This window comes from Flavobacterium cupreum (assembly GCF_003996965.1).
Lineage (GTDB): Bacteria > Bacteroidota > Bacteroidia > Flavobacteriales > Flavobacteriaceae > Flavobacterium > Flavobacterium cupreum.
Genome location: NZ_QWDM01000018.1, coordinates 16,778 through 41,283, shown reverse-complemented (window position 1 = coordinate 41,283; position 24,506 = coordinate 16,778). Strand labels below are relative to the sequence as shown.

At 38.8% G+C, this 24,506-nt stretch carries 12 protein-coding genes; 1 reads left to right on the top strand and 11 read right to left on the bottom strand.

Annotation, left to right across the window (positions count from 1 at the left end; genetic code table 11):
* Positions 1 to 64: 64 nt before the first annotated feature.
* From D0817_RS21280 to D0817_RS21235, 11 genes are all read right to left on the bottom strand, one after another.
* The gene (locus tag D0817_RS21280) at positions 65 to 2,086 is read right to left on the bottom strand and encodes an aceric acid hydrolase (protein ID WP_202866496.1); all 2,022 of its coding nucleotides are present in this window, start codon (positions 2,084 to 2,086) and stop codon (positions 65 to 67) included.
* Positions 2,087 to 2,579: 493 nt separating this feature from the next.
* Entirely contained in the window at positions 2,580 to 5,030 is a 2,451-nt protein-coding gene (locus D0817_RS21275; RefSeq protein ID WP_127340366.1) for a pectate lyase family protein, read from the bottom strand.
* Positions 5,031 to 5,035: 5 nt separating this feature from the next.
* Entirely contained in the window at positions 5,036 to 7,366 is a 2,331-nt protein-coding gene (locus D0817_RS21270) for a DUF5703 domain-containing protein (RefSeq protein ID WP_127340365.1), read from the bottom strand.
* A 102-nt stretch (positions 7,367 to 7,468) separates the two neighbouring features.
* Positions 7,469 to 8,902: a sialate O-acetylesterase gene (locus D0817_RS21265; RefSeq protein WP_127340364.1), complete on the bottom strand. Its 1,434-nt coding sequence runs from the start codon at positions 8,900 to 8,902 to the stop codon at positions 7,469 to 7,471.
* Positions 8,903 to 9,403: 501 nt separating this feature from the next.
* Positions 9,404 to 9,535, bottom strand: coding sequence for a hypothetical protein (locus tag D0817_RS26445; RefSeq protein ID WP_262708236.1), 132 nt, complete (start codon positions 9,533 to 9,535; stop codon positions 9,404 to 9,406).
* Between the two features lie 107 nt (positions 9,536 to 9,642).
* Entirely contained in the window at positions 9,643 to 13,053 is a 3,411-nt protein-coding gene (locus D0817_RS21260; RefSeq protein WP_127340363.1) for a glycosyl hydrolase, read from the bottom strand.
* A gap of 106 nt (positions 13,054 to 13,159) precedes the next feature.
* Positions 13,160 to 16,495 (bottom strand): glycoside hydrolase family 2 TIM barrel-domain containing protein, encoded by a 3,336-nt coding sequence (locus tag D0817_RS21255; protein WP_127340362.1) that lies wholly within the window; start codon positions 16,493 to 16,495, stop codon positions 13,160 to 13,162.
* Positions 16,496 to 16,554: 59 nt separating this feature from the next.
* Complete coding sequence (locus D0817_RS21250; protein WP_127340361.1) at positions 16,555 to 17,664, bottom strand: glycoside hydrolase family protein; 1,110 nt, start codon at positions 17,662 to 17,664, stop codon at positions 16,555 to 16,557.
* Positions 17,665 to 17,878: 214 nt separating this feature from the next.
* On the bottom strand, positions 17,879 to 19,570 hold the full coding sequence (locus D0817_RS21245; protein WP_127340360.1) for a glycoside hydrolase family protein: 1,692 nt from the start codon (positions 19,568 to 19,570) through the stop codon (positions 17,879 to 17,881).
* A gap of 157 nt (positions 19,571 to 19,727) precedes the next feature.
* On the bottom strand, positions 19,728 to 21,917 hold the full coding sequence (locus D0817_RS21240; RefSeq protein ID WP_127340359.1) for an alpha-L-rhamnosidase-related protein: 2,190 nt from the start codon (positions 21,915 to 21,917) through the stop codon (positions 19,728 to 19,730).
* A 208-nt stretch (positions 21,918 to 22,125) separates the two neighbouring features.
* Entirely contained in the window at positions 22,126 to 22,944 is an 819-nt protein-coding gene (locus tag D0817_RS21235) for an AraC family transcriptional regulator (protein ID WP_127340358.1), read from the bottom strand.
* Between the two features lie 101 nt (positions 22,945 to 23,045).
* On the opposite strand from D0817_RS21235, the gene D0817_RS21230 reads away from it, so the two are divergent.
* The gene (locus tag D0817_RS21230; protein ID WP_127340357.1) at positions 23,046 to 24,257 is read left to right on the top strand and encodes an MFS transporter; all 1,212 of its coding nucleotides are present in this window, start codon (positions 23,046 to 23,048) and stop codon (positions 24,255 to 24,257) included.
* Positions 24,258 to 24,506 lie beyond the last annotated feature (249 nt).

The following is a 24,506-nucleotide window of genomic DNA, read 5'->3' as shown; positions in this document are numbered from 1 at the left end:
TTTTCCATCCTGTCAAACGGTTCTCTAACAGGTTTTCATTCTTAATTAGAATTCTGAAATTGGATTAATGCGACATCCAAACCGTCATTTCGCCTTTTCCTTTATTTCCCCATGCAAAATAGGGAATCAGTTTTACGTTAAAGGAGTTACCTTCCTGAGTTGAAATTGGTTTGTATAACGTTTTATTCCATGAGGTATCTGAAGGAACAGAAGTATCTGCCTCAATACTAAGTACTTTTCGATGGTCTAAATCAATAAAATGCGTCGTGAATTTAGAATTGACATTCAAAACAACATCATTCACACTGGTGTTTGCCGGAAGCTGATCCGATTCTAAACAATAAACAAGCGGTCCCCTTTTTACAGCAACCTGATTTTTCACTTCTTCTACCAGAGGATTAGCCTCCATTATTTCAACAGGCATCGGAAGGTTTAGTTCGATAACATCTCCTTCTTTCCATTTCTGGCTGATTCGGAAATAAGATCCTGAAATCACTTTGCCATCGATTTTTTGATTATTCACAGCAACCGAAGCATTCTGGCTCCACCCTGGAATTCTCAGGAAAAAAGTTTGTGTTTCTTTTGGAGCTTTTATAATTTTTAAAACAATTTTTCCATCCCATGGATAATTGGTCTGCTGTTCTGCTTCCAGAATTTCCCCGTTTAAAGTTTTGGTTTTTAAAGTATTACTTCCGTATAAATTCACATACAAACCTTCTTTTGAAAGATTGTACGCATAATTGGCCACTTCGGCAATTGTTCTGGTCACATTTGGCGCACAGCAGTTAGATAATTTGATATAACCCTCACGCTCATTTCCCCATCGCTGCTCAAAAGGCAGATTATCAGAAACATTCAACGGATTATTGTAACAGAATTTTTCTCCTTCGAGGTCAATTCCGGACAGGACACTGTTGTAAAGTGTCAATTCTACAATATCTGCATATTTGGCATCGGCTGTAATCTGCAGCATTCTCCAGTTCCACAATACGTTTCCGATATTGGCGCAGGTCTCCGTGTGCGCCGTCGCATTTGGCAGTTGAAAAGGCCTTCCGTACGCCTGATGAATTTTTTGAACTACCGTTGGATCATACGAAGTTCCGTCCGGCGAAACACCGTCATACAAGGCACCGCATGCTCCCGTGATATACATTTTTCGATACGCCACATCATCCCAGATAGATTCCAGATTCTCTAATAATTTCTTTTCTCCTGTTTCGGCATACAAATCGGCTACACCCGCGTACAGATAATTGGCACGTACGGCATGTCCCATCGCTGCTGTTTGCTGCCGAAACGGAATCCGGTCCTGATTGTCGTCTGTCCCGTCATTTGTAGTTCCCCTGATATCAATCAGATTGTTGGCGAGTTCTAAATATTTTGGATTTTTAGTGGTCCGGTACATCTCCACAATTCCCATATAATGCGATGGACAAATGGCATTTCGCGCCAATTCCGGTGATGCTTTTTTATAAAAATCATACAAATAATCGGCAACACCTTTGGCTATTTCCAGAAAATTGGTTTTGCCGGTGGCACGATAATGAACACAGGCAGCCGTCATCAAGTGCCCCATATTGTATTTCTCGAAACCCAGTTGTTTTTTAACTTCTTCCGGGCCTAAAGTTCCCCAGCGTTCGTCAATTAAAACCGGAGTATGAATATAACCGTCTTTGCGCTGCACTTTGGCAAAAAGCGCAATGGCTTTATCCATTTCCGCATCTAGTTTTTTGTCTTTTGTAATAGCGTAAGTGGCCGCCATTCCTTCAAAAATTTTATAAAAATCACCATCGTGAAAAGAGGGTCCGCTAAATTTTCCTTTCATTAAACCTGCCGCAATTTCGAAGTTTTTATACGCATGTGAAATCGAATCATTATGATACAAATTCCACATATACGGCAATGTATTTTTGGTTTCAACATCAAATTGTTCTTTCCAGAAGCCATTTGTCCAGCGCACCTCATCAAGACCAACACTTTGCAATTTAGAATATGGACTTTGGGAATTGCCAACCAAACCTTTGTTCTGTGCGACAAAAGCAGTGGTAAAAAGTACGGTCGATATTATGATGATAGACTTTTTCATTTTGATTTTTCTTAATATGAATGTTTTTTTAGCTGCTTGATCTGCAAATCTGCGAGCTATTTTTTTTTCACGCAGATTCAGCAGATCACGCAGATTTTTTAGCAGTTTATATTCCAATAAATAAAAACCCCGCGCTGATCTGCTCAATTTGCCAAATCTGCGAGCGATTTTTTTTTCTCGCAGATTCAGCAGATAAACGCAGATTTTTCTTTGGCCGCGAATTCCACTAATTCCCACTAATTTTTTATTGAAATAGTTTGAAAATTAATTCGTGAAAATTCGTGCAATTCGTGGCAGCAGTTTTTTTCACGCAGATTTAGCAGATAAACGCAGATTTTTTAGTGTATATTCTAACAAATAAAATCCGCGCTGATCTGCTCAATCTGCCAAATCTGCGAGCTATTTCTTTTGCCATTAATTCCACTAATTAGCACTAATTTTTAATGAAACAGTACGAAAAATTAATTCGTGCAATTCGTGGCAGCCTCTTTTTTTATTTTACAAATAAATGTATCGTTCTGCTCATCGAATCCCCATCGGCATCTTTTACCGCTAATACAAAAGATGCAAATCCTGGCTCGATGGCTGTAAACTCAACATCTGCTCCTTTCAAAACTACTTTTCCGTTTTTAAGATCAGAGAACGTATAAACCGGTTTGTTCTCATAACCCTTGAAAAAGTCTGTTGCCGAAATTTTTAACTGCGCTCCTGAATTCACAAAATGATGAGGCGTGGCCAGCCAGTCTAAATAATCATCCAATTGTGTAAAACCATCTTTATCCGTATCTGCATTGGCGTCTGAAAAATCTCCTGCTTTAGAATTCTCATCTGAACCCAACGCTTTTTCCCACCAGTTTGGTAATCCGTCATGATCCGTGTCAAAATTAGCTGGTCGCGATTCTGTAGCAAAATCTGGCCATCCTCCGGCATCCGATTCGTTATCGATCATTCCGCCTAAACCACTTTTACTTCCTTTAAAACTAAAGGTTCCCTTTAAAGTTTCATCCACAATCCGGTGATCATGCTTGTCAAAAAACGGCTGATTGGCCCCAACATCTGAAAGTACATTTTTATAGGCTGCTTTCGCGGATTGCGTTTCCACAAAAGATTCGAAGAAAGGTTTATCGACAAAGGTTTCATAATTCACAATCTCTTTATTGGAAATTGTCATTTTTCGTCCTTTTTCCTGGGAAGCCTCATCAAAATAACCCGGCATTACATTTCCGTTAAAATAATAACGCTGCATTCCTTTCCCCACCCCTTCATGCTGTGCATTTAAAGCGACGAAAATACCTGTAGAAGCACCTGGTTTATAAAAATTATTCACAAAATTTACTTCATTGGCACCACCGTCGGTTGTGCGGTGTCCCCAGTTGTAAACCACATTATTTGTAATATCTACTTTACCGGAATAATAGCCGTCACCATTTAAACCACCGCCAATACTCCAGTTACGTCCGTAATTATGAGCCAGCAAATTGTGGTGAAAACTTCCGATATCACCACCAATCGTCGCTGCGTATCCGTGCATCTTTCCGGCTTCATATTTATCATGTCCCGCCACATTTAAAGCCTCTGAAATTAAAGTACGCTGCAATGTGATATGATGGGCTCCACGGGAACTAAACGATTCATCGATTGTCCAGCTGATGGAGCAATGATCAATTATACTGTAATTGGCGCCCGTTAATCCCATTCCGTCATAGGTCGTCCCGCCTCCAATTCTAACTTTCAAAAAACGGACAATACCATCATTTCCGGTCAAACCGATGGGTGCCCTGCTGATTGTGATCCCTTCTCCCGGCGCCGTTTGTCCGGCAATAGTAACATAAGGCTGATTTACAACTAATCTGGAAGCCAGTTTAATATTTCCCGATACATTAAAAACAATTGTTCTAGGTCCAATTTCCTGATTAACAGCATCGCGCAGACTACCGGGACCGTCATCATTTAAATTGGTTACTTCAATGACTTTACCGCCTCTTCCGCCTACAGCAAACCGTCCATAACCTTCAGCTCCGGGAAATGCTAATTGTGCCGGTTTAAACGACCATACATTTCCTAAAGTTACAGCCCCTTTCGCATCCACTTCATCAATACGCCAGTAATAGGTTGAACCACTGTACAAATCAGCAACCGGAAATGTAGTTGTCGTTAATTTGCCTTTAAATTCTTTTGAAGTTTCGGTTGCATTAGCTACTGCGTTTTTATCTTCTCCAAAATACAAATGATGCGCTACGGCTTTTTTTGAAGCATCCCATTTCAGCACTGTATTTTTATCCACAACAAAATGTTCGTCAGCGTTTTGGGGTTGCGGAGAACGCGCCTGATTCATTAAGTTTGGTGTATCAATCTCAAAACCGTTGATCACGATTTGTTTTACAATATCCGGATTTGTGGCTGGATCTATTTCAAAACGAACTATCACATCCTTAGCTTTTGCAGCATTAAAAGTAATATAAGCCATCGCAGCATCAATCTTGGCATTGGCTCTCTGACTTGCCTGTACCGTTTCCTGCAGTTTTCCGTTTACATAAATTCTGATGGGGGAAAAAGTCTTTCCTGTAATGACATCAAATGCATTATGAAACGTCAGTAAGGTATGTTTTCCCGGCTTTAATCCTGTGATTTTTAATTCTAAATTTTCACTTGTTACTAAACCGTCGCTTCCTAATCTGTTGTAAAAAGGGGCATTCATTCCGACTTTATACCATTTTGAAGTAAAATTTCCTTTTAATTTAAAGGTTACTTTATTAAAAGATTTCTCGTCTTCTTTTCCTTCCTTTATCACCCAGGACTCATAATTAGGATCGTGAACTTCTTCCAGTCTTCTTTGAAAAAAATCAAAGTCAACTTTTACAATTTGTTTCTCCTGCTGCTGTGCCTGCCCGTTTACTGTTAAGATTATGGACAGTACAAAAGAGCTTATTAATTTCTTTATCATTGCTGTTATTTTAATTTAATTTTTTCTTCTATTGATTTCCCTAGGAGACTGACAATATCTTTTGTTCTTCCTTCGGGAGTAACTTTTATAATTTTGAAAGTTCCGTTTTGAAGTTCGGCCTCAACAATCGTATTTCGGGAAGCGTGTAACTTAAAATGAACATTCCATTCTTTTGGCCAGGCCGGAAAAAGATAAATTTTACCCTCTGCTTCCTGCAAAAGCATTTCCTGCATGCCGATCATTCCCGAGCCGCCCCAGTTATGATCCGGAACCCAGTCGAAACCCGGTCCCCAAAATGCCGGAAACCTTCTTTCTGAATTGGCCATTTTCAGCAAATTGTATTTTTTAGCTTCTTCGGTTAAGCCCAGGCGCGCAGCAAAAATATTATCCTGTTTCCAACCCACATGGCTTCTGAATTTTATAGCATCAGCGTCATACTTCCAGGTATTCAAAGCGGTTTCTAAATCTGGTTTTCCAATGCCGTAAATTCCCCAGGGATACACCGGATACAATTGCGGTACTTCTGAATTGTTAATACGCTCCCACGATTTTGCAGGGACTAATACTTTGTGATTTTCAATCGCTCCAAAATTTAAAGGCGGAATTCTGGTTTGAAATCCGGTTAGGTAAGCTAGATCTTCTTTCGATAATTCTGTTGAAGACAGATTTAAAAGCTGTTGTGTAATTACTTTCAAAGCGGCAATCGTACTGTTGGCATTATGAGCCATTTTGTAGGTTTCTGCACCGGAACCCGGAAAAAGAATCAAATGCCCGTTTCCATCCAGTGCTTTTCGTCCTCTCTTTTTAGCCAGATATTGATAATGTTCATCAAAAAAACGAAGACAGCTGATAATAAAAGAATTGTACTTTTGTATATCTTCCTTGCCAAATTCCTTCTGTTGCAGCATCATCTGGCAAAACTCAAAAACCGTATCCCATTCGTACTCCAGCCATGCATTATATTCCATTCCGGGATCATAGTCTGCGGGGCGTTTCCATTCGTATTCGGCCGGATTTGGCAGCCCAAAATTTTCTAATTGTTCTGTGAATGAGGCACCGTTGTGATTCCAATAGATTTTACTTCTCAATTCTGCATTTTTCTGAAGGCTCACATAATAATCCAGCTGCGATTTCATCAGATCAAAATCACCGCTTTTCACCATAGGGAAATAAACCAGTCTCTGGTTTTGAGCCGTCATGGTTCCGCCTCCCCAATTCCTGAAATCTGGTGTAAAATTCAAATCCGGATTGGTAAAAACGGGATCGACCGTAAAAAGCCCCCCATTGAATTTCGTCGGGTATTTCCCATACGCATTACAGCCCAGCATATAGCGGAACAATTGATAATTTTGGCCTATTTGATACACCGAATCTTTCTCTGTCGTTTGTTTTTTTTGCGTAAAAATAAAACTGCGGTTCCAGAAATCATTCCACCATTTTACCGTATTTTTTTCCGCTTGTTTTGAAATATTTTTATTTGCTGAAATCTGATTTTTCAATCCGTTATTCCAAACCTCAACGCCAGAGTGACTTGTATTTAAATAAAGTTGTAAAGCCTGTTTTTTCGAAGGTTTTATGCTCGAAAGACTATATCCTTTAAAATCGGTATTCTGATAAATTCCCGAATAAGTGCCGTCAGGTTTTAAATTACTTCCTGTCATGAATCCGCCAAAAGTCAAATTCGCCAAAGGATTCAGCATTTGATCTTTTACCGATTCCATTTTTTGCTGTTGTACTGCCACATCAAAAACAGTTTGTTCTCGATTTTTATGATAGAATTTTATGCCGTTGTTTTCAAACGAAACCGAATCTTTATAGGTGATAATTTCTCCCTGAGGCGACCATTTATACGAATTGGCATTATTGGCTTTCCCTTTGGATTCCCGATTTTTATAACGCCAGCTTTCGTAGGAGGCAGTCATTTTCAGCGGCGTCTGACTTTCAAAATCCAAATGAATGACCGGATTAAACACATCCACCCAAAGTTTTATTTTGGTATTATTTTGAGCAATTAAAATACAACCGTCTTTCAAAACCAGTTCCTGATGAAAACCTTCATTTGCCTCAAACGGATTAGGGGTTAACGTAACTTTTACACGACCCAGTTTGAGTAAAGTATTATGTTCGTCGAAAGTGCCGCTTCGGGAAAAATAAAAATACAAATCACCTTTTTCTACCCAGACATTCAGTCCAGTATCACCGCCTCCCAAAGGCATTGATTCGGAGGAATTTTTACTTTGTGTATTCCAAACCTGGTTGTAGTTTTTGAGCACAGGAATTTGCGCCTTAGCAAAAAGCGTTACAAATAGAAAAACCAGGATTAAAGCATTTTTCACTTTTATTACTTTATTATTTTAAAATCTGCCTAATCTGCTAAATCTGCGAGCTAATTTTGTTCACGCAGATTTAGCAGATTTGGCAGATAATTATTTATATGGTTAAAAAACTTCCCATTCATCAGTCCTGAAAGACGAAACCGGCAAACCTCCCGCACTAAACAATTCTGCCTTAACAAAATCCTTAAACAAATATCTCACGGCAACGGGCTTCGCCACCTTATCAGAAGTCAAAACCACTGATTTTCTGCGGACTACTGTTTTCGCCGGGTAAAATACTTTATCTTCTCCAGCCAGTTCAAAACCCGTTACTTCTTTATCATACGAGGTAATTCCGTTGGCAGCATCATCAAAAGAAACCGTTACGGAACCGTCTTTTATTTCCATGGCTTTGTATTTTGGACTTTCAAATTCGAACCCTTCCATTCCGTAGGTTTTTGCCAAAGCCTGAAAAGCCAGCCTGTTTCCGCCTTTTTCTTTATCCATTGGGTGAATGTTATTTTCTTCCCCAACATCCATCAATACAGCCATTCCTGAATTCGGAATTTCTTTTGAAGCCTTCAGCTGTGCTTCTCTCAAATATGCCGAATTGTACTTTTCGAGATAATCTTTTGGATGAAATTGCGCATAATTAAAAGGGGCAATCTGGGAGTAGTAGAAAGGAAAATCGCCCTGTTTCCATAAAATCCTCCAACTGCTGACCATTTTTTTCATCAGCGCCGTATATTCAGAAGCTCTTTCGTAATTGGATTCACCCTGATACCAGATACAGCCTTTGATTCCGTAACCGATAACCGGCGAAAGCATTCCGTTAAACAAAGTCGTCGGAACGCGATTGGGATCTTTTGCCAACTCTTCCTTGGTGGTCGGAATCTTAGCACTTGCAAAATCTTTCAGCATTTCCTGATTCATCCACGCTTCCATGCTGGAACCACCGTACGAAACATGAATCAATCCTACCGGCACATCTAAAACTTCCTGTAAAAGCGACCCAAAATACCAGGCTGTTGCACTAAAATTAGCGGTCGATTTTGGTGAAGCCACTTCCCATTTTCCTTCAAAATTATCCAAAGGCTCCAAAACTGTTGCTCTTGGAATGGTAATCAGATGAATATTTTTATTGGCGGATCTAACAATAATTTCGTTTCCGTTTTTAACGGGTTGTCCCTGAAAGCCTTTTAAAGGCATTTCCATATTCGATTGTCCGGCACACAGCCAGACTTCTCCGATCATTATATTTTTTATTATTACTTTTTCAGTTCCCTCGCTAACTTCAATTGTAAACGGACCGCCTGCTGCAGGCGTTTGCAGGGCTACATTCCATTTTCCAAAGTTGTCTGCTTTGGCTTTATAAATTTTTGAATTCCATGACGTTTTTATGGTAACCGCTCCATTCTTTTCTGCCCAGCCCCAAATAGGTGCATTCGATTTTTGCTGCAGCATCATATTATCTGAAAACAAGGCAGGTAATTTTATTTTTGCATTGCTTTGAAAGCTTGCTAAAAATATTGCAATAGCTACAAGAGTATATTTCATTGGTCGTCTGTGTTTTTTGCCACTGATTATAGGATTGTATGGATTTTTAAATCTGTGCTAGTCCTTTAATCTGTGGCAAAGGTTTGTTCATTCTGTTTATATCCTATTTTTTTGAATTACCTCCAGCTTTAGCCGGAGGTCCCAATTTCCTGCCTTCTTCATCCAGCTAAAGCTGGACGCTATTCATTATATTTTTATTCTTTTGCCACAGATTAGAGGATTATATGGATTTTTGAATCTGCGTTAATCCTTTAATCTGTGGCAAAATTTTGTTCTTTTATGTTTTCTATTTTATCTTTTAAATTGTCTACTGCTTTAGCTGGGGGAATAAAATTGGCTCTGAAACTGGCTTTAGCCAAAATATTACCGTTTTTGGCTAAAGTAACAATCCTGATTTCCTACCTTCTTCATCCAGCTAAAGCTGGACGCTATTCATTATTATTTTTATTCTTTTGCCACAGATTATAGGATTATATGGATTTTTAAATCTGCGTTAATCCTTTAATCTGTGGCAAAATTTTCTTCATTCTGTTTTCTATTCTCTTTTAAATTGCCTCCAGCTTTAGCTGCAGGAATAAAATTGGCTTTGAAACTGGCTTTAGTCAAAATATTACCGTTTTTGGCTAAAGCCACAATCCTGATTTCCTACCTTGTTCATCCAGCTAAAGCTGGACGCTATTCATTTATTTACTTCCTTTTCCTCTTTCCTCTATACTCTTTCCTCTATACTCTTTCCTCTTTCACTTCAACTCTTTCACAATCCTAGCGGGCCCCAATAAACCAGCTTTCAATAATGGCTCTCCTTCCAATCTGAAAGGCGCTGTTGTCCAGGTTAATCTTTCTTCTTTCGGTAACTTTTGGTCGCCAATTAACCGGTTTGCCCAGGTATTGGTGATTTTTATTTCAATCTTGTTTTTTCCTTTTTGCAGGGCAGCTGAAATATTAGCCCTGTACGGAAATGTCCAGATTGTACCGCAGTCTTTTCCGTTGACGCTGACTTCGGCGATATTGGCAATTGTTCCTAAATCCAGCCAAAATTGACCGGTGGTATTTCCGTTCCAGATCACTTCTTTTTGATACGAAACTGTTCCTGAATAATATTTAATCCTGTCGTCTGAAGAAGTGCTCCAGTCAAAAAGTACATTTGTTTTTACGACTTCTTTAGGGCCGTGGAATTCCGGATCAAACCGCAGTTCCCAGTTTTCGTCTAGAGTCTGTACGGTTTCAAACTCGGTTGTATTCTGATTTGCCTGACCTGATTTATTTTTTGTTTCTTCTTTAAAAATGACAAATCCGGATTGATTTTCATTTAAGGATAATGGAATCAGCGTTCGCCCATTTTCTATTTTCCAGCTTTTTAAAACAGTGGTTTTATCGGTTACAGGATTGTACCATTGTGGAATTTTTCCAGTTACGCGAAATGAAACTTCAAATGTTCTTTTTTCTTCTTTCTGATTGGATAGAAAATAGATTTCTTCCGATTCTGATTTGCGGTGTGTCCAGGCAATTGTTTCTGAGTCTTCGCGATTTAATTTTAGAAAATAAACATCCGGTGCTATTCCGATTTCCTTAAAATCATTTCCCAAATAAGGAAGTTTAATAACTGTTCCTTTTCCTATTTTCCACGAAGAAGCATTCGGGCTGTCATTCCAGATTTCATCTACTATCAACTGCCACTTTTTCTCATCTGCATCTGATTGGATTCCCGGCTGTACATTCGGTTTTTCAGCAATAAAAATAGTCCCTCCATCTTTTAACAGCTGTACTATTTTTTCGGCGGAGGCTAAAGAAATCATTTTATTCGGCGCCATTTTATGACTTCCCGGAAAAAGTAAAGCGCCATATGAAATGCCTCCGTCAAATGTTATTTTTCCGTTCTCGACTTTAGCTTTGCGGATTAAAACATCTGAGTTAAAAGAATCGTACTGATAGCCATTCATCGCATTTATCCATTGTGATAAATCGGTACTGTTTTTTGAAGAGGTAACTTCCTTTGGTGCTCTCAAACCCGGCTGTCCTTCATTTTCCAATCTGATTTTCTCCTGCTGTACTCTTGCCGATCCGAAAATATTCGGAATAAAAGGCACTAATCGGTCCGGAAGAATGGAACGTGATGGTAAATCTTCACCAATAAAAACAGCCAGATCAATAACCGGTTTACCTTTTTGCAATTGAAACTGCACTCTCTGGCAGTAGTCTACCCAGGCTTTTCCGGCTTTCCACCAGGTTTGATCCCTTTGAAAGTAAGAACCAACACCATCTAAAGTCATTCCGGGTTTTCTGTCCGTCCATGGATTGTGTACAAAAACGTGGTAGAAAAACCGGTTGATTCCAAGTGCGTAATTTCTATCGGCAAGCGTTTTGAGATTTCCGGGATGCTCGTCCCAGTCCATTTTTAATTCGGTAAAAGCTTCTGCCTGAATAATATCTTTGCCATAAATATGCCCTCCCGAAATAGCATCGAGCATATCATTTGGTTTGTCGTGTGTAGGGCTTTTTAACCAAAATTCGCCACTGGGATAATCGATGTGTTTAAAATGCAAAAGTCCGTCGCTCATCATCGTTGGCGCTACATTTTCGGAACTGAATTGTACTCTGGCTTTCTTCGCTTCATCGGCCAATGTGGCAAAAAAGTTATCGGTTATTAATTCTGAAATCGTTTTTCTGACGTCGTACAAAACTTTTTCGGAAGTCTCAATATCATTCAATGGAATCCCTGCCATCACCGGAAGATAGTCTACGATATCATAGCCCCTGCGTTTTTTGAATTCATCGCTAAAAACGGGCGACCAGTTCTGGCTGCCGCATTCCCAACTGTCAATATGAAGGATTTTCACCACTTTTGAGGCAAGTTCCGGACCTGCCACCCTTAGCATTTCACCAAACCAATGATCGAGTTGAAAGCGAACGGCATCAACATTAAATTTATCAACTTCCAATCCTCTTCCTGCTCCTGCTGTGGCGTTTTCATAGCCTGTAGATGTATAACCAAAACGGATAATTCGCCAGCTTGTATTCGAAGGCGCTTTCCAGTTCAGAATTCCTTTCGTATCTGTGAATTTTGAAATATTAATCATTTCTGATTGTGCGACGCAATCATTATCCTTGATTTCGGCCGTTGTGGTCTGCGGACTGAGCCTCCAGATTGCCCCGGATTTTCCCTGATAATTATCAATCAGCGCTTCGTTGGATAAAATAATTTTGGCGACTTTTAATCCCTGATTCCATTTTGCCGGATCCAGATCTTCGGCTCCGGGTTCTGTGCCTTCAGGATCATAAACAAATCTGAAATACTTGGCTTTTGTCGGGATAAGACTGTGCGTGTAAAAAGCATCTGCATCCTGCCAGCCTTGTCTTGGTGTTGTTAATCTGCCAAGGTTCTTAAAGTTTTTTCCATCATCGCTTACTTCGATAATCAGACGATGTGCCTGGTAATTATTGCCTTTGGTCTCGATCTGAATTGATTTGCACAAAAATGGCTGGTCAAATTCATACTGAATCCATCCTTTTTCTTTTAACCTGAATTGATCTTCTTTATTGGGATCACTCAGAAAAGAAGCATCAAAATCTCCTAAAGTTGAGGTGATTTTTGGCTGTTTTTTAACTGAGGTTATTATTTCTTCTTTTAGCGGAATCGCAAAAACAGCAATATCCTTATAATATTCTTTGTAATGTTTTGGAACGGGTAAAGTCAGATTTTTAATGTCTTTTCCTTTCACGGTAACATCTGCCCAAACCACTTTTTGCATGGATATCTCGGGCGTAATCCAGGGTCCGCCGGCAACCGCAAAACCATCCGCGGGATGGAAGGCAATTTTTACGCCCAAACGGTCTGCTTCTGTCAATGCCCAATGCACTAGCTCCCAAAATTCTTTACTTAATTGTAAAACCGGAGGCGAAATCAAAAGCGGATTTGCCGGTCCTTTTATAGTCATGAGATAAGCGCCTCCGATTCCTGCCTGTTTCATGGCTTCTAAATCGGCGGTGATGCCTTCTTTCGAATACGAACTTTGCATCCAGTACCAATATACCCAGGGTCTGGAAGATTCGATTGCAGGCTGGAATAAATTGGTTTCTTTTTTATGGATTTCCTGCGCGGAAACGAACCCCGCGAAAAGTAACATTAAAAAGAAGTATGCTTTTTGAAACATTGGTATTGTTTTTTATTCTTTAGTATTTAAACCGGACAATCTGTGTGTAAATTTTTACTCTCACAGATTTTGCTGATTAAGCAGATTTTTTTTTGATATTCTTTACTTAATATTTAAATTTCTTCAGACTTTCATCTAATGCACTTTTTGAACTGTTAAAAGGGATTAGGTAAAAACTATACTCATAATCCCCCGAAGGAATCTGATATTGTTCTAATGGCTGTGCAACTTTTGTCCAGCTGTCATTTCCTCCAACTCCCATTTGAATTAAATCGATATTGACTGTCAAAAATCCGGGATCCTTTAAATCGAAAGTATGTTTGGCTGCACTTAAATTTTCCTGCGTATACGGCCAGGCACTCATGCTCAGGACTTTCTTATCATCTGCCACTATCAATCCTTTATTTTTTTGTGGTGTTGTAAAAGCCATCCATCGCACTTCTGTTCTGTTGGCGTTTTCCTGAGGTTTTACATAATGCTCTAAAAACTCATTTATGGGTAACGAATATTTACCCACAAGCGACCCGAAACTTCTGTCGATATAGTTCTCAAGTTCTCCTTTGCCGTACCATGAAATCTGATCAAATTTTCGTTGGACTCCCAGCTGCATTCCAATTTTCGGGATGTTTGGCAATTTGTTGGTTGCTTTTAAGCTGTAAGCTACTTTTATGATTCCGTTTTCATGAATTTTATAGATTACCTGCACTTGTGCGCTGTCTTTTATCACCTCATAATCACTGGTAATGATGGTTCCGTCATTTGCGATGGCCATTTTAGTACTGACCACTTTTGGTTTCGCCTGATACCAGGGTTTTAAGACTTTCTGAGATTTCCATCCCCTTTTATCGTTATCGGTAAGCGGTCTTACAAAGTTGGGAAGCAATGGAGCGAAAATTTGTTCTTCGCCATTAAAAATATAAGAACTCAAAGCTCCGTTTTCTTTGGTAAAGGTAATTTCAAACTCTTTGCCTTTGATTTTATAATCGGAATCAGTTTCCGCACTTTTAAATTTAGTGTCTTTTGGAGTGGCAAAGTTTAAAGCAACCTCCGCCTTTTTCAATAAAAACTGATCGGTTGCGACGGCATATCCTTTTGGAGCCCATTCTTTATCTGATGAAAGCTGAAATTCAATATTTAAAAAGTATTCGGCTTCTTTTTTCATTTTTGGCAGATACGGATTTAAATCTAAAATTACGGATTGTCCGGCTTCCAGATTTAAAGGTTTTAGTATCTGGATTTTAATGAGATTTCCATTTTCCAGTATTTTCAGAACAGGAATAAAGTTCTGTAAAGAGGTAACGGCCTGACGGTTTTTTATTTCTAACTGATGTCCGTTACTTAAGTTGGAAGTTACCGGCTGGAATACCCATTTGCATTCATAAATGGAGCCTTTTGGTTTTCCGTTTGAATCTACAATTCCTTTTGTATTGAAATTCCCGTCATGGTATTTTTCACCAAAATCACCTCCGTGTGCAAAATATTCCTGGCCTGTTTTCTCATCGATTTTAACCAGTCCCTGATCTTTAAATTCCCAGATACAGCCGCCGATCACTCTTGGAAGCGAACGGAACTGATCCCATAATTCTTTTAGATTCCCAACTGAATTTCCCATGGCATGAGAATATTCAACGAAAATAATCGGACGTGTATCTTTCTTTTGGTCCACCAGAAATTTAGGCGTAAAAACGCCCGGATAGAATCGGCTTACCATATCTACATACGGTTCGTCCTGCGGATTTTCAAATCGATAGGCATGGTCAATTGTTTTTGGATATCCCGGATCCAGCGGATCAATATATCCGTCTAATCTCGGGTTTCCCTGAGCGGGCTCATAATGTACGGGTCTGGTGATATCGAAATCATGAACCCAGCCTGCCATAGCCGAATGATTCGGGCCTTTTCCTCCTTCGTTGCCCAGACTCCACATGACTACAGACGGATGATTTTTGTCTCTTTCTACCATTCTGGTCATACGTTCCAGATAAGCATTCGTCCATTTTGGATCGTTGCTTAGTTTTCCTCCAATCCCATGTGTTTCCTGATCGGCTTCATCCATCACCATGATTCCGTATTGGTCACATAAATCATAGAAATACGGATCGTTTGGATAATGACTGGTTCTGATAAAATTGAAATTAAACTTCTTAATCGTAATTAAATCCTGTTTAATATCTTCTCGCGACAGCGCTTTTCCTTTCGTCGGATGCTGGTCGTGACGGTTTATTCCGTACACATAGGTTTCTTTTCCATTGATTAACATTTTTCCGTTTTCTTTGGAAAATTCAATGGAACGAAAACCAACTTTACAGCTTTTTGCATCAATAATATTTCCTTTCGGATCTTTTAACCACAAAACCATGGTGTATAAATTGGGTTCTTCGGCGCTCCATTTTAAAGGATTTTTAATAGTTTCCCTGAACATTCCAAAACGAACATTATCCAGACGCGGATAACTTTCGTTAATCATATCGATAACCGGTTTCTGAAGCGGTTCTTTGAATAAGGCAACATTTTTCGGATCGTACAATTGCACCTGGAAAGTATAATCCTTGATTTTTTCCCCGGTTAAATTCTCCACTTTGGGACGCAACTGAAAGACCGCATCTTTATATTCCTTGTCTAATTTGGTCTGATAAAAGAAATCCTGAATTCGCAGTTTAGGCTCGGCCATAATAAAAACTTCACGCTGAATTCCGCTCACACGCCAGTGATCCTGATCTTCAAGATACGAACCGTCTGTCCAGCGAATTACCTGTACAGAAACTGTATTTTCGCCCGGTTTTAAATAAGGGGTGATGTCAAATTCAGAAGGAAGAAAACTATCTTCGCCATACCCTAAAAATTCCCCGTTGAGCCAAACCTGAAAACCGGAACTTACGGCTCCAAAATGTAACGTTACGGTCATATCTTTCCAGTTTTCCGGAACCGTAAAACTTCTTTGATACGAACCAACACCATTATAATCTTTAGGAATATAAGGCGGATTTATGGGCCTGAACGGATAAACCGCACTTTTGTAAATCGGAATATCATAGCCTTTTAATTCCCAGTTGGAGGGCACTTCAATCTTATTCCAGCCTGAAACTTTAGTTTGGTAAAAATCTTTGGAAGCTTCTTTTAAACTGGAGGCATATTTAAAATCCCAGTTTCCGTTCAGCATTTGAATTCTGCTCTTCGTTCTGTCGCCTTTTAACGCATCTTCGATATTTTCATATGAATAGGCCGTGGCTCTGGAAGGCTGTCTGTTTATGCTGGTTACAGTTGGGTCTTCCCACGGAGCAAACTCATATTTTTTATGCAATTCCGGAATTCCGGCCGGTTCTCCGGTTACGGATTGGGCGTTTGCAAAAACCGTAAAAAGTAAAAGGTAAGTGGTGAAATGCAAAATATGATTCGAAAACCGAAACCTGAAAAATGGATTACTATGATTTGACTTCAACATTTATGGTATGTTTTTGTAGTTGTTTGTGTCATTCCGATGACTGCAACTGTGACTGAAAACTATTTTTTCTTCTCCGGCGGCGCAACAAAATTCATTTCGCTCTTGCCTAAATCTTTGGAAGTTGCAATGGCAATTCCTCTTTGTTCTGCTTTATTTACGGCACAATAAAAATGGTAGACCACTCCGTTATGTTTTACGACAAAAGATTTATGGGCAAACAGATCATCATAAGGCTCTGATGACTTGATCAGATCTTCGCCTTTCCAGTCGTTCCAGTGAATTAAATCATTAGAAACAGCAAAACGATTAAATGCTCCCGGTTTCCAGAACGCACCAAAATAGAACATGACCCAGGTATCGTTAATTCTTTGAATGTAGGGATCACCCGTAATTCCCTTGTGATTATTCAACACCGGATTTTTTCCGTAACGTTTCCAGTTTTTCATATCGTCGGAAACTGCCATTCCAATTCTTTCAGCTCCCCGTGCGGGTTTCAAACTGTCCCCACGGGCATTGTAATACATGATAAAATTAGATCCGGTTTGTTTTTCCGTATCGCGAATAACCGTGTTTTTGTACATCGTGCTATTGTCCCACCAGCTTACATCAGTGTCTTTTGGCCTTAAAACCGGCTTGTCTAATCGGCTAAATTCGTGTGCTTTTGTTGGAGACTCTTTGGTGTATGCCATTCCGATAGAAAGAACTCCTGCTTCATAACCTTTGCTGTCTCCGCCAAAATAACTCATCCAATATTTGTCCTCATATTTTTCCCATTCGTAGCTTCCTCCCCACGCTGGGTCCTGTAACGAAATATATCCTGCTTTTTGATTGACATCCCAGTGTGATTCGTTTTCAGAGAAAGACATTACTTTTCCTAAATGTTTCCAGTGCAATAAGTCGTCACTTTCGGCAAGCCAGGTTTCGTAGCCTCTTCCACCGTAAATAAGATAAGTCATAAACCATTTCCCTTCTTTTCGAAAGACACTTGGGCAATCCATTTTGTATGAGTTATCCGTTGGCACCATTACCAAGCCGTACTTATAAGGCGTTTTGATTTCGTTGTAAATCTCCTGCATTACGGTTTCAGTTATTTCCCTTTTTTTGTATTTTGTTGCACAACTGGTTATGAAGAGAATGGTGATGGCAATTATGAGATATTTAATTTTCATTTCTTTTGCTTTAAGCCATGAGGCGCTAAGTTTTTTTATTTTTTCTTTTATTTTTTTTGAAATTTTCTCTCTTTGACAAATAATCCCGAAAAGTCGCAGAATCGCAAAGTTTTATCTATATTCCTGATCTTTTTTTCTCTCGCAGATTTGGCAGATTTAGCCGATTTTTATTTTTTTTTATCTGCTGAATCTGCAAAATCTGCGAGAAACTTTATTATTCTTTTTTCAATTCTTCCAAACGCGACTGCATTACTTCTTTGTTCAGTTTTACTTTTACCATTCCAATGGGGTGAAATCTTTTCTTTAAATCTATTGCAGCATAGACAATTGTATAAACGTCATTTCCTTCCGGAATCAAGCAAAGCGGAGTCCGCATGATATCCCACCATTTATTTACTTTGGTTTCTATGGGTAAATATCTTGCTTCCGACCATTGATAGCCGTCTTTAGATAATGAATAGCCTATCATATTGGGCAAATGATGTCCCCAGCCATCCGGACCTCCGTCAAAAATGGCGATGTATAATCCGTTTGGCAGCTGGCTTACAATAGGATTCTCTACAAAAAAAGGATGTATTGACTTGATTGGCTTAATGCCTTTGTTCCTTCTCTTCCACGGGCCTTCTAAACTATTTGATTCGGCTAAAGCAACAAACCAGCCTTTTCCAGATTTTTTAGGATAATCTGCCCAGGAATCAAACGGATAGGCACCGCTGTAAAAACCAAGCCATTTATCTCCTGCCTGATACGGGAAAAAAGAAGCCACGCCCTGGCGTCCTTCCCAAGGCTGGGAGTCTAAACCGGGTTCCATAATGATTCCCATATCTTTATAGGGACCGCCAATGCCGTTAATTCCGTCTATAGTAGATTCGCATCTCCAGATCCGGCCAAAAGAATGGTTGGGTTCTATTTCTTTACTCACGGTATAGGCTAAATAATAGCCGTACCATTTGTTTGCTTTTTCATTGAAAACCGGCATATACGACCAAATAGCCGCACGACGATCGTTCATCGGGTTATCATCTTCGGTAACGGCATAGGTTCCGCTTGCCTGATAAATTGTTGCTTCTCTTTTCCAGTGAATTGCATCTTTACTGGTCCAGTGTCCGATTTTAGTTTTTACCCGATCGTAATAATAATCGACTCCTTTTTCGCCTGCTCTTTCTGTTGGAAACATATGGTAGTTATCGCCTACTTTTACAACACGTCCGCCTTCAAATCCGCCCTGATTTTCTTCTGTTCCGGGGATTCCTTCGTCTACAACCGGCTTGTTTTCTCCGCCAATAATTTCGAAAAGCGGTTTTTCATCTGAAAATCCTTCAACGATAAAAGTTGGATTCCAAAGTTTTCCGTCCGGAAGTGCTGCGTTTCTGAATTCCAATTTTTGATTGCTTTTTACAACTCCTAAAATGGCGTATAATCCTTTAGCATCTGGTAAAATAGTCTGTGTTCCTTTTGCGAAAGAAATAGCATACACATTAACCGGAGGCAAACCGGTAATCGTTACCCCGTTTTCTAAAACTAATTTTGCCTTTTGCAGTTTATTTGACTGAAGATATTCTGAACCATTTTCCTGAAAAATGCCAATTAATAGGACAACATTTTCTTTAAATTTTAATTTTAAAGCAGAATTTGTGCCGCTTTTATAAGTGTCCAAAGGAAGTTCAACACCTTGTAAACCTTTTAATTCTGGAGCTAAACGAACAATATTATGTTTACTTCCTGAAAAAACATGTGCGTATTGCGTGGTTTTGAAAGTTTTATAATCGGATTTTATGACTTCAAAAGGAGCTGGGTTCCATGCTTTGTTTTGTGCCGTAACTGAAAATTGAAAACAAATCAAAAACATCAATACAGAAGTTATTGTTAAAGGAGTAAAGTGATATTTTATTTTATTTTTAAACATTTATTTTATTTTTAAAAGTACAGCAGAATGAAATTGCCCGATCTTGTCATTCCGAGGAACGAGGAATCACACTAGAAACTCCACAGCTATAATCTACAATCTTTATGGCTACGCGTGTGATTCCTCGTTCCTCGGAATGACAAAACGTGACTTAATACTACAGTGCTTTATAACTTATTTTATACTCCACATTCGGTTTTACAATCAGCTGATATTTATTCTTCGCTAATGCTGTAATTGTTCCAGAGTTTGACTTTGGTTTAGCTGAACTTTCAAAAATCAATTTCCCTTCGCCTTCCACCGCTTTTACTTTGATTTCTTTGGTACTGCAGTATACTTCAATTTCACCATTTGGCGTTGGCACTTTTCCCTGCATCCATTGCAAACCCCCTAAGCTGGGTTTGATTTCGTATTCTGAATATCCCGGTGCGGTTGGTTTTACGCCAAGATAATATTTCCCCAGTAAGTAAATCGGACTTGCGCCCCAGGCATGACAAAGGCTTTTTCCGAATTCCCTTCCGTACATCGCCAGATGTTCTGTTCCTTTTTTCGTCGGATTGTATTCTTCCCAAAAGGAAGTGGCTCCCAATTTTAGCATTCCGCCCCAATACTCTTTCATTTCTTTCAGGACATAATCCTGTTCTCCCATCGCACACAAAGATTCCAATTCATAAAAACGCATGTAGGGCGTTACGATTTTTTGCACTTTATCATTCAAAAGCACTGATTTTTTTACCTGTTGTTTTTGTTCTTCGTTGAAATAATCAAAGAAAATCGCAAACATATTTGCGTAACGCGTTACATTTTCGGTTTGTTTTCCGTCAACATAACTGTGTACCAATGCTTGTTTTTCGGGGTTCCAGTATTTATCGAAAATTTTAGTTTTTAACTGAATTCCAAGATCTTTGTATTTTGCTGAATCTTGCTCGTTCCCTGCAATCGCAGCACAAACAGTCATCGCTTCTAAACTTCTTGCCAATAACAATTGTTCGAAACTTACTTCTCCTTTTTTGCTGAGCCCTTCCGCCCAGTCAATAAAAATCCAGTCGCCTGAAAGTCCCTGCATCATTCCGTTTTCATTTCTTCTGGACAGGCAATATTCCATTAAGGATTGCATTCTTGGGTAAAATTGTTTGATAAAAGTCTTATCCCCGCTGTATTGATAATAGTCGTAAATCCCTAAAAACCAGTAAAACGTATAATCCATAATCGTATTGATGTGGGCCGTAACGGGATCTTTTCCGCGTAAAGCCAACAGCGTTCTTTCCACTGTTGGTGAATCATTCGTTAAGTAATAATTCATCAGGTAACTCTGGTAGGCATCACCGGACCAGATCCAGCGGTCTCTTTTGATTCCGTCAATAAAAAACTCCCTTGAAGTAAGGTGAAAAGTGTATTTGGCAACATCGTAAATTTCATTAATCTCAGCATCTGAGCAGGTAAAACTTCCTTTGTCTTTTAAATCGGCATATTCGAACCACATCATTACGGAAGCAATCTCCACTCCGTTAGAAGGAGCTACCAGAACATATCTGAAAGCTTTTGAAAGTTCCATTATCCTGTCTTGCGGGGTATTGGAAGCTACTTCTATCTGATCTAAGGTTTCGCAATGTTCTTTGGAAAGTGCCTCTTCTTTTGATTCTCCGTAATAAATAGCAACTGTTCCCTTTCCCTGAAGTCCGTTTAACTGAATGAAACCAAAAGTTTCTTTCCCGAAATCATATAAGGTTTCCGTACCCATTTTGACATGGCTTACCGCTTCCATTTTTTTAACAGGCAAAGCAAATTTAGAAGGTGGGAGGCTTGCCTGGTTTAGATTCCACGAACCCGCCTGAAGCCAGGTTGTTCCCGATTGATCGGAAGCTTTTCCGGTTTCGTCGATCCATTCTTTATCTTCGTAAGTCACCAGCCAGCTGTTGTCGGATTTTATTGTTTTTCCATCAATAAAAATTGCAGGAACGGAAGCCTGATTGTACACTTTAAGGCTCAGTTTATGTTTCCCGGCAGGCATGGAAATTTTCTTCGGAAAACCCTGAAGTGCCTTACCGTCAATTTTTATGTTATACGTTCCTTCGACTGCAATTGTAACATCTTCAGGAGCCTGAAGATCGAAAAATTTATGAAAATCAACCAGGTTATAAGGACTATCGGTTTTCCAGAAAACAGGAAAAAAAGAATCCCTTTCTGTTCTTCTGTTTTGCATCTGATTGGCCAGATTGATTTCGAAATCCCCCGGGTACCAGATCCACGTTGCTTCCTTAGTTTTTTCCTGAGCAGACAGGAAAGAAGAAGAGAATATCACCACAAAAACAAGTAATTTCTTAAAAACTGAAAATCGGGTTTGCATAAAAATATATTTGGCATTAAATATAAGTGTTATTTTTACATTTCACAACCTGTACTGTCCTGTTATTTTGTAAAATATTGCGACCTTCAATAATTTTTAAGGAAAAAATTACGACTTATACCTTTTTTAGTACTAAAAAAAACGATCTGCCAATTTTTGATTTTATACCTAAATATAGTTTGAGGGAAAATACTCTGGCCAATAAAATTTAAGCCGATAATTGATCTGAATCGTTTTGGTCTTCTAAAATATAATTGGAAGGAGTTTTTCCCAGATGCTTTTTAAACATATAAATAAAAGCACTTGTAGTTTCGTAACCTAAATTGAAGGCAATTTCTTTTATAGATTGCTTTTCGCCTAAACGTTTTATGGCTTCAAGCAATTTCAATCTGGTACGCCAGTCACTGAAATTCATTCCCAATTCTTTAATAAATAACCGGGATAACGTTCTGGTGCTCATAAAAGAAAGTTCGGCGAAATACTCTATGTTGTTTTTATTTGCAACATCATTCAGCAAAAGTTCCACTACTTTTTGCAATCTTTCATGATTGGTGGTAGGTAAAAAAGTAGCACTTGGTTTGATTAAAGCCAATTCGTCTAAAAAAACGTCCATAATTCTTTTTTGTGAAGGTTCCAGATTTCCTTCAGTCCCAAAAGAAATAATTTTAAAAATCAGCTGTTTTAAAAACATCGGAATGTCAAAAGAAAAACTTTTTGACGGTAATCTTTCCGTTACAGACGGATCAATAAAAACGCTGTAATAATTAACATCTTTCTGAAAAGTAACCTGATGTTCTACACCTCCCGGAAGCCATAATCCCTGTAATGGATTGACAACCCAAATATGATTCCCTACAATGACATTCATTACTCCCGTCGTAGCGTAAATAAGCTGCCCTCTGGGATGTGAATGCGAGATACACACTTCATTGGTTACCATTTCACTATATCCTATCACGGGTATTGAAGGATTAATTTGGTATCCGTAATCCTGTGCTAATCGATATGTCCGAATTTGGTTATTCATTGTCCAAATGTAGCAATTCTGACATTACTATTCTTTTAATCTTTGCAAAAAATAATACAGCTGTTGTTTTTAAACCTAATTTAAGAATCAAAAAATAACCTATGAACACTATTAAAGCCAATCCTGACCTACTCAAAAAAACGACCTATTCGATCTTATTTATTATCAGTTTTTCTCATTTAATTAATGATCTTTTACAGGCTGTAGTGCCGTCGATATATCCGCTTTTAAAGGAAAATTTCAATTTAAGTTTTTCTCAAATCGGAATTATCACTTTTACTTATCAAATCGTTGCGTCTATATTACAGCCATTTGTGGGAATGTATACCGATAAAAATTCAAAACCGTATTCTTTGATTATCGGAATGTGTTTTACCATGACCGGACTTTTTCTGGTTTCTATTGCTTCCAGCTTTACTTATTTATTGTTGTCGGTTAGTTTAATCGGAATCGGTTCTTCTATATTTCATCCCGAATCTTCGAGAGTAGCACATTTGGCTTCTGGCGGAAAAAAAGGATTGGCACAGTCTATTTTTCAATTGGGAGGAAATGCAGGAAGTGCCATCGGGCCATTACTGGCAGCATTTATTGTTATTCCGCACGGACAATCGTATGTGGCCTGGTTTTGTATCATCGCCATTATTGGAGTTTTTGCCTTGTATAAAATTGCGATTTGGTACAGTGATCATTTATCATTACGAAATGCCAATAAATCAGCTCACCAGATGGAAACGCATCATTTATCGAAAAGAACAGTAACTTTTTCACTGATCATTTTATTGGTTTTGATTTTTTCGAAATACTTCTATATGAGCAGTATTACAAGTTATTATACTTTCTTTTTGATTGATAAGTTTCACATCAGCATTCAGCAGTCGCAGGTTTATTTATTTTTGTTTTCCGGCGCAGTTGCTGCCGGAACTTTGATTGGAGGACCAATCGGAGACCGATTTGGAAGAAAATATGTAATCTGGGTTTCTATTTTGGGTGTTGCTCCTTTTACGATGTTACTGCCTTATGTATCTTTATTTTGGGTGGGAACATTATCTGTAATTATTGGGTTGATTCTTTCTTCGGCATTTTCAGCAATTTTAGTGTATGCCACTGAATTAATGCCCGGAAAAGTGGGACTTGTCGCAGGTCTTTTCTTCGGATTTGCCTTTGGAATGGGTGGTTTGGGTTCTGCTATTTTAGGCAAAATTGCCGATGCAACAAGTATTGAATATGTTTTTAAGATTTGTGCGTTCCTGCCTTTAATTGGAATCATTACCGGATTCTTGCCCAATCTGGAAGGAAGAAAAAAAACTGAATAATAATTTTTTATTTTAAACACATAGAATATACTATTTCGATTGTCTATAGAAATGCATTTCATTTAATAAAAAACACATAGCGTTCAATTGAAATGCTATGTGTTTGTTATTTAAGATTCTCTTTAAAACATAGCCCGTAGTTTCAACCACGGGAAACATAATGTGATAAACGTAATTTTATATATTTTGCGTCCCCATGGTTGAAACCACGGGCGATATTTGATGAATATTCAATACCTTATTACTTAA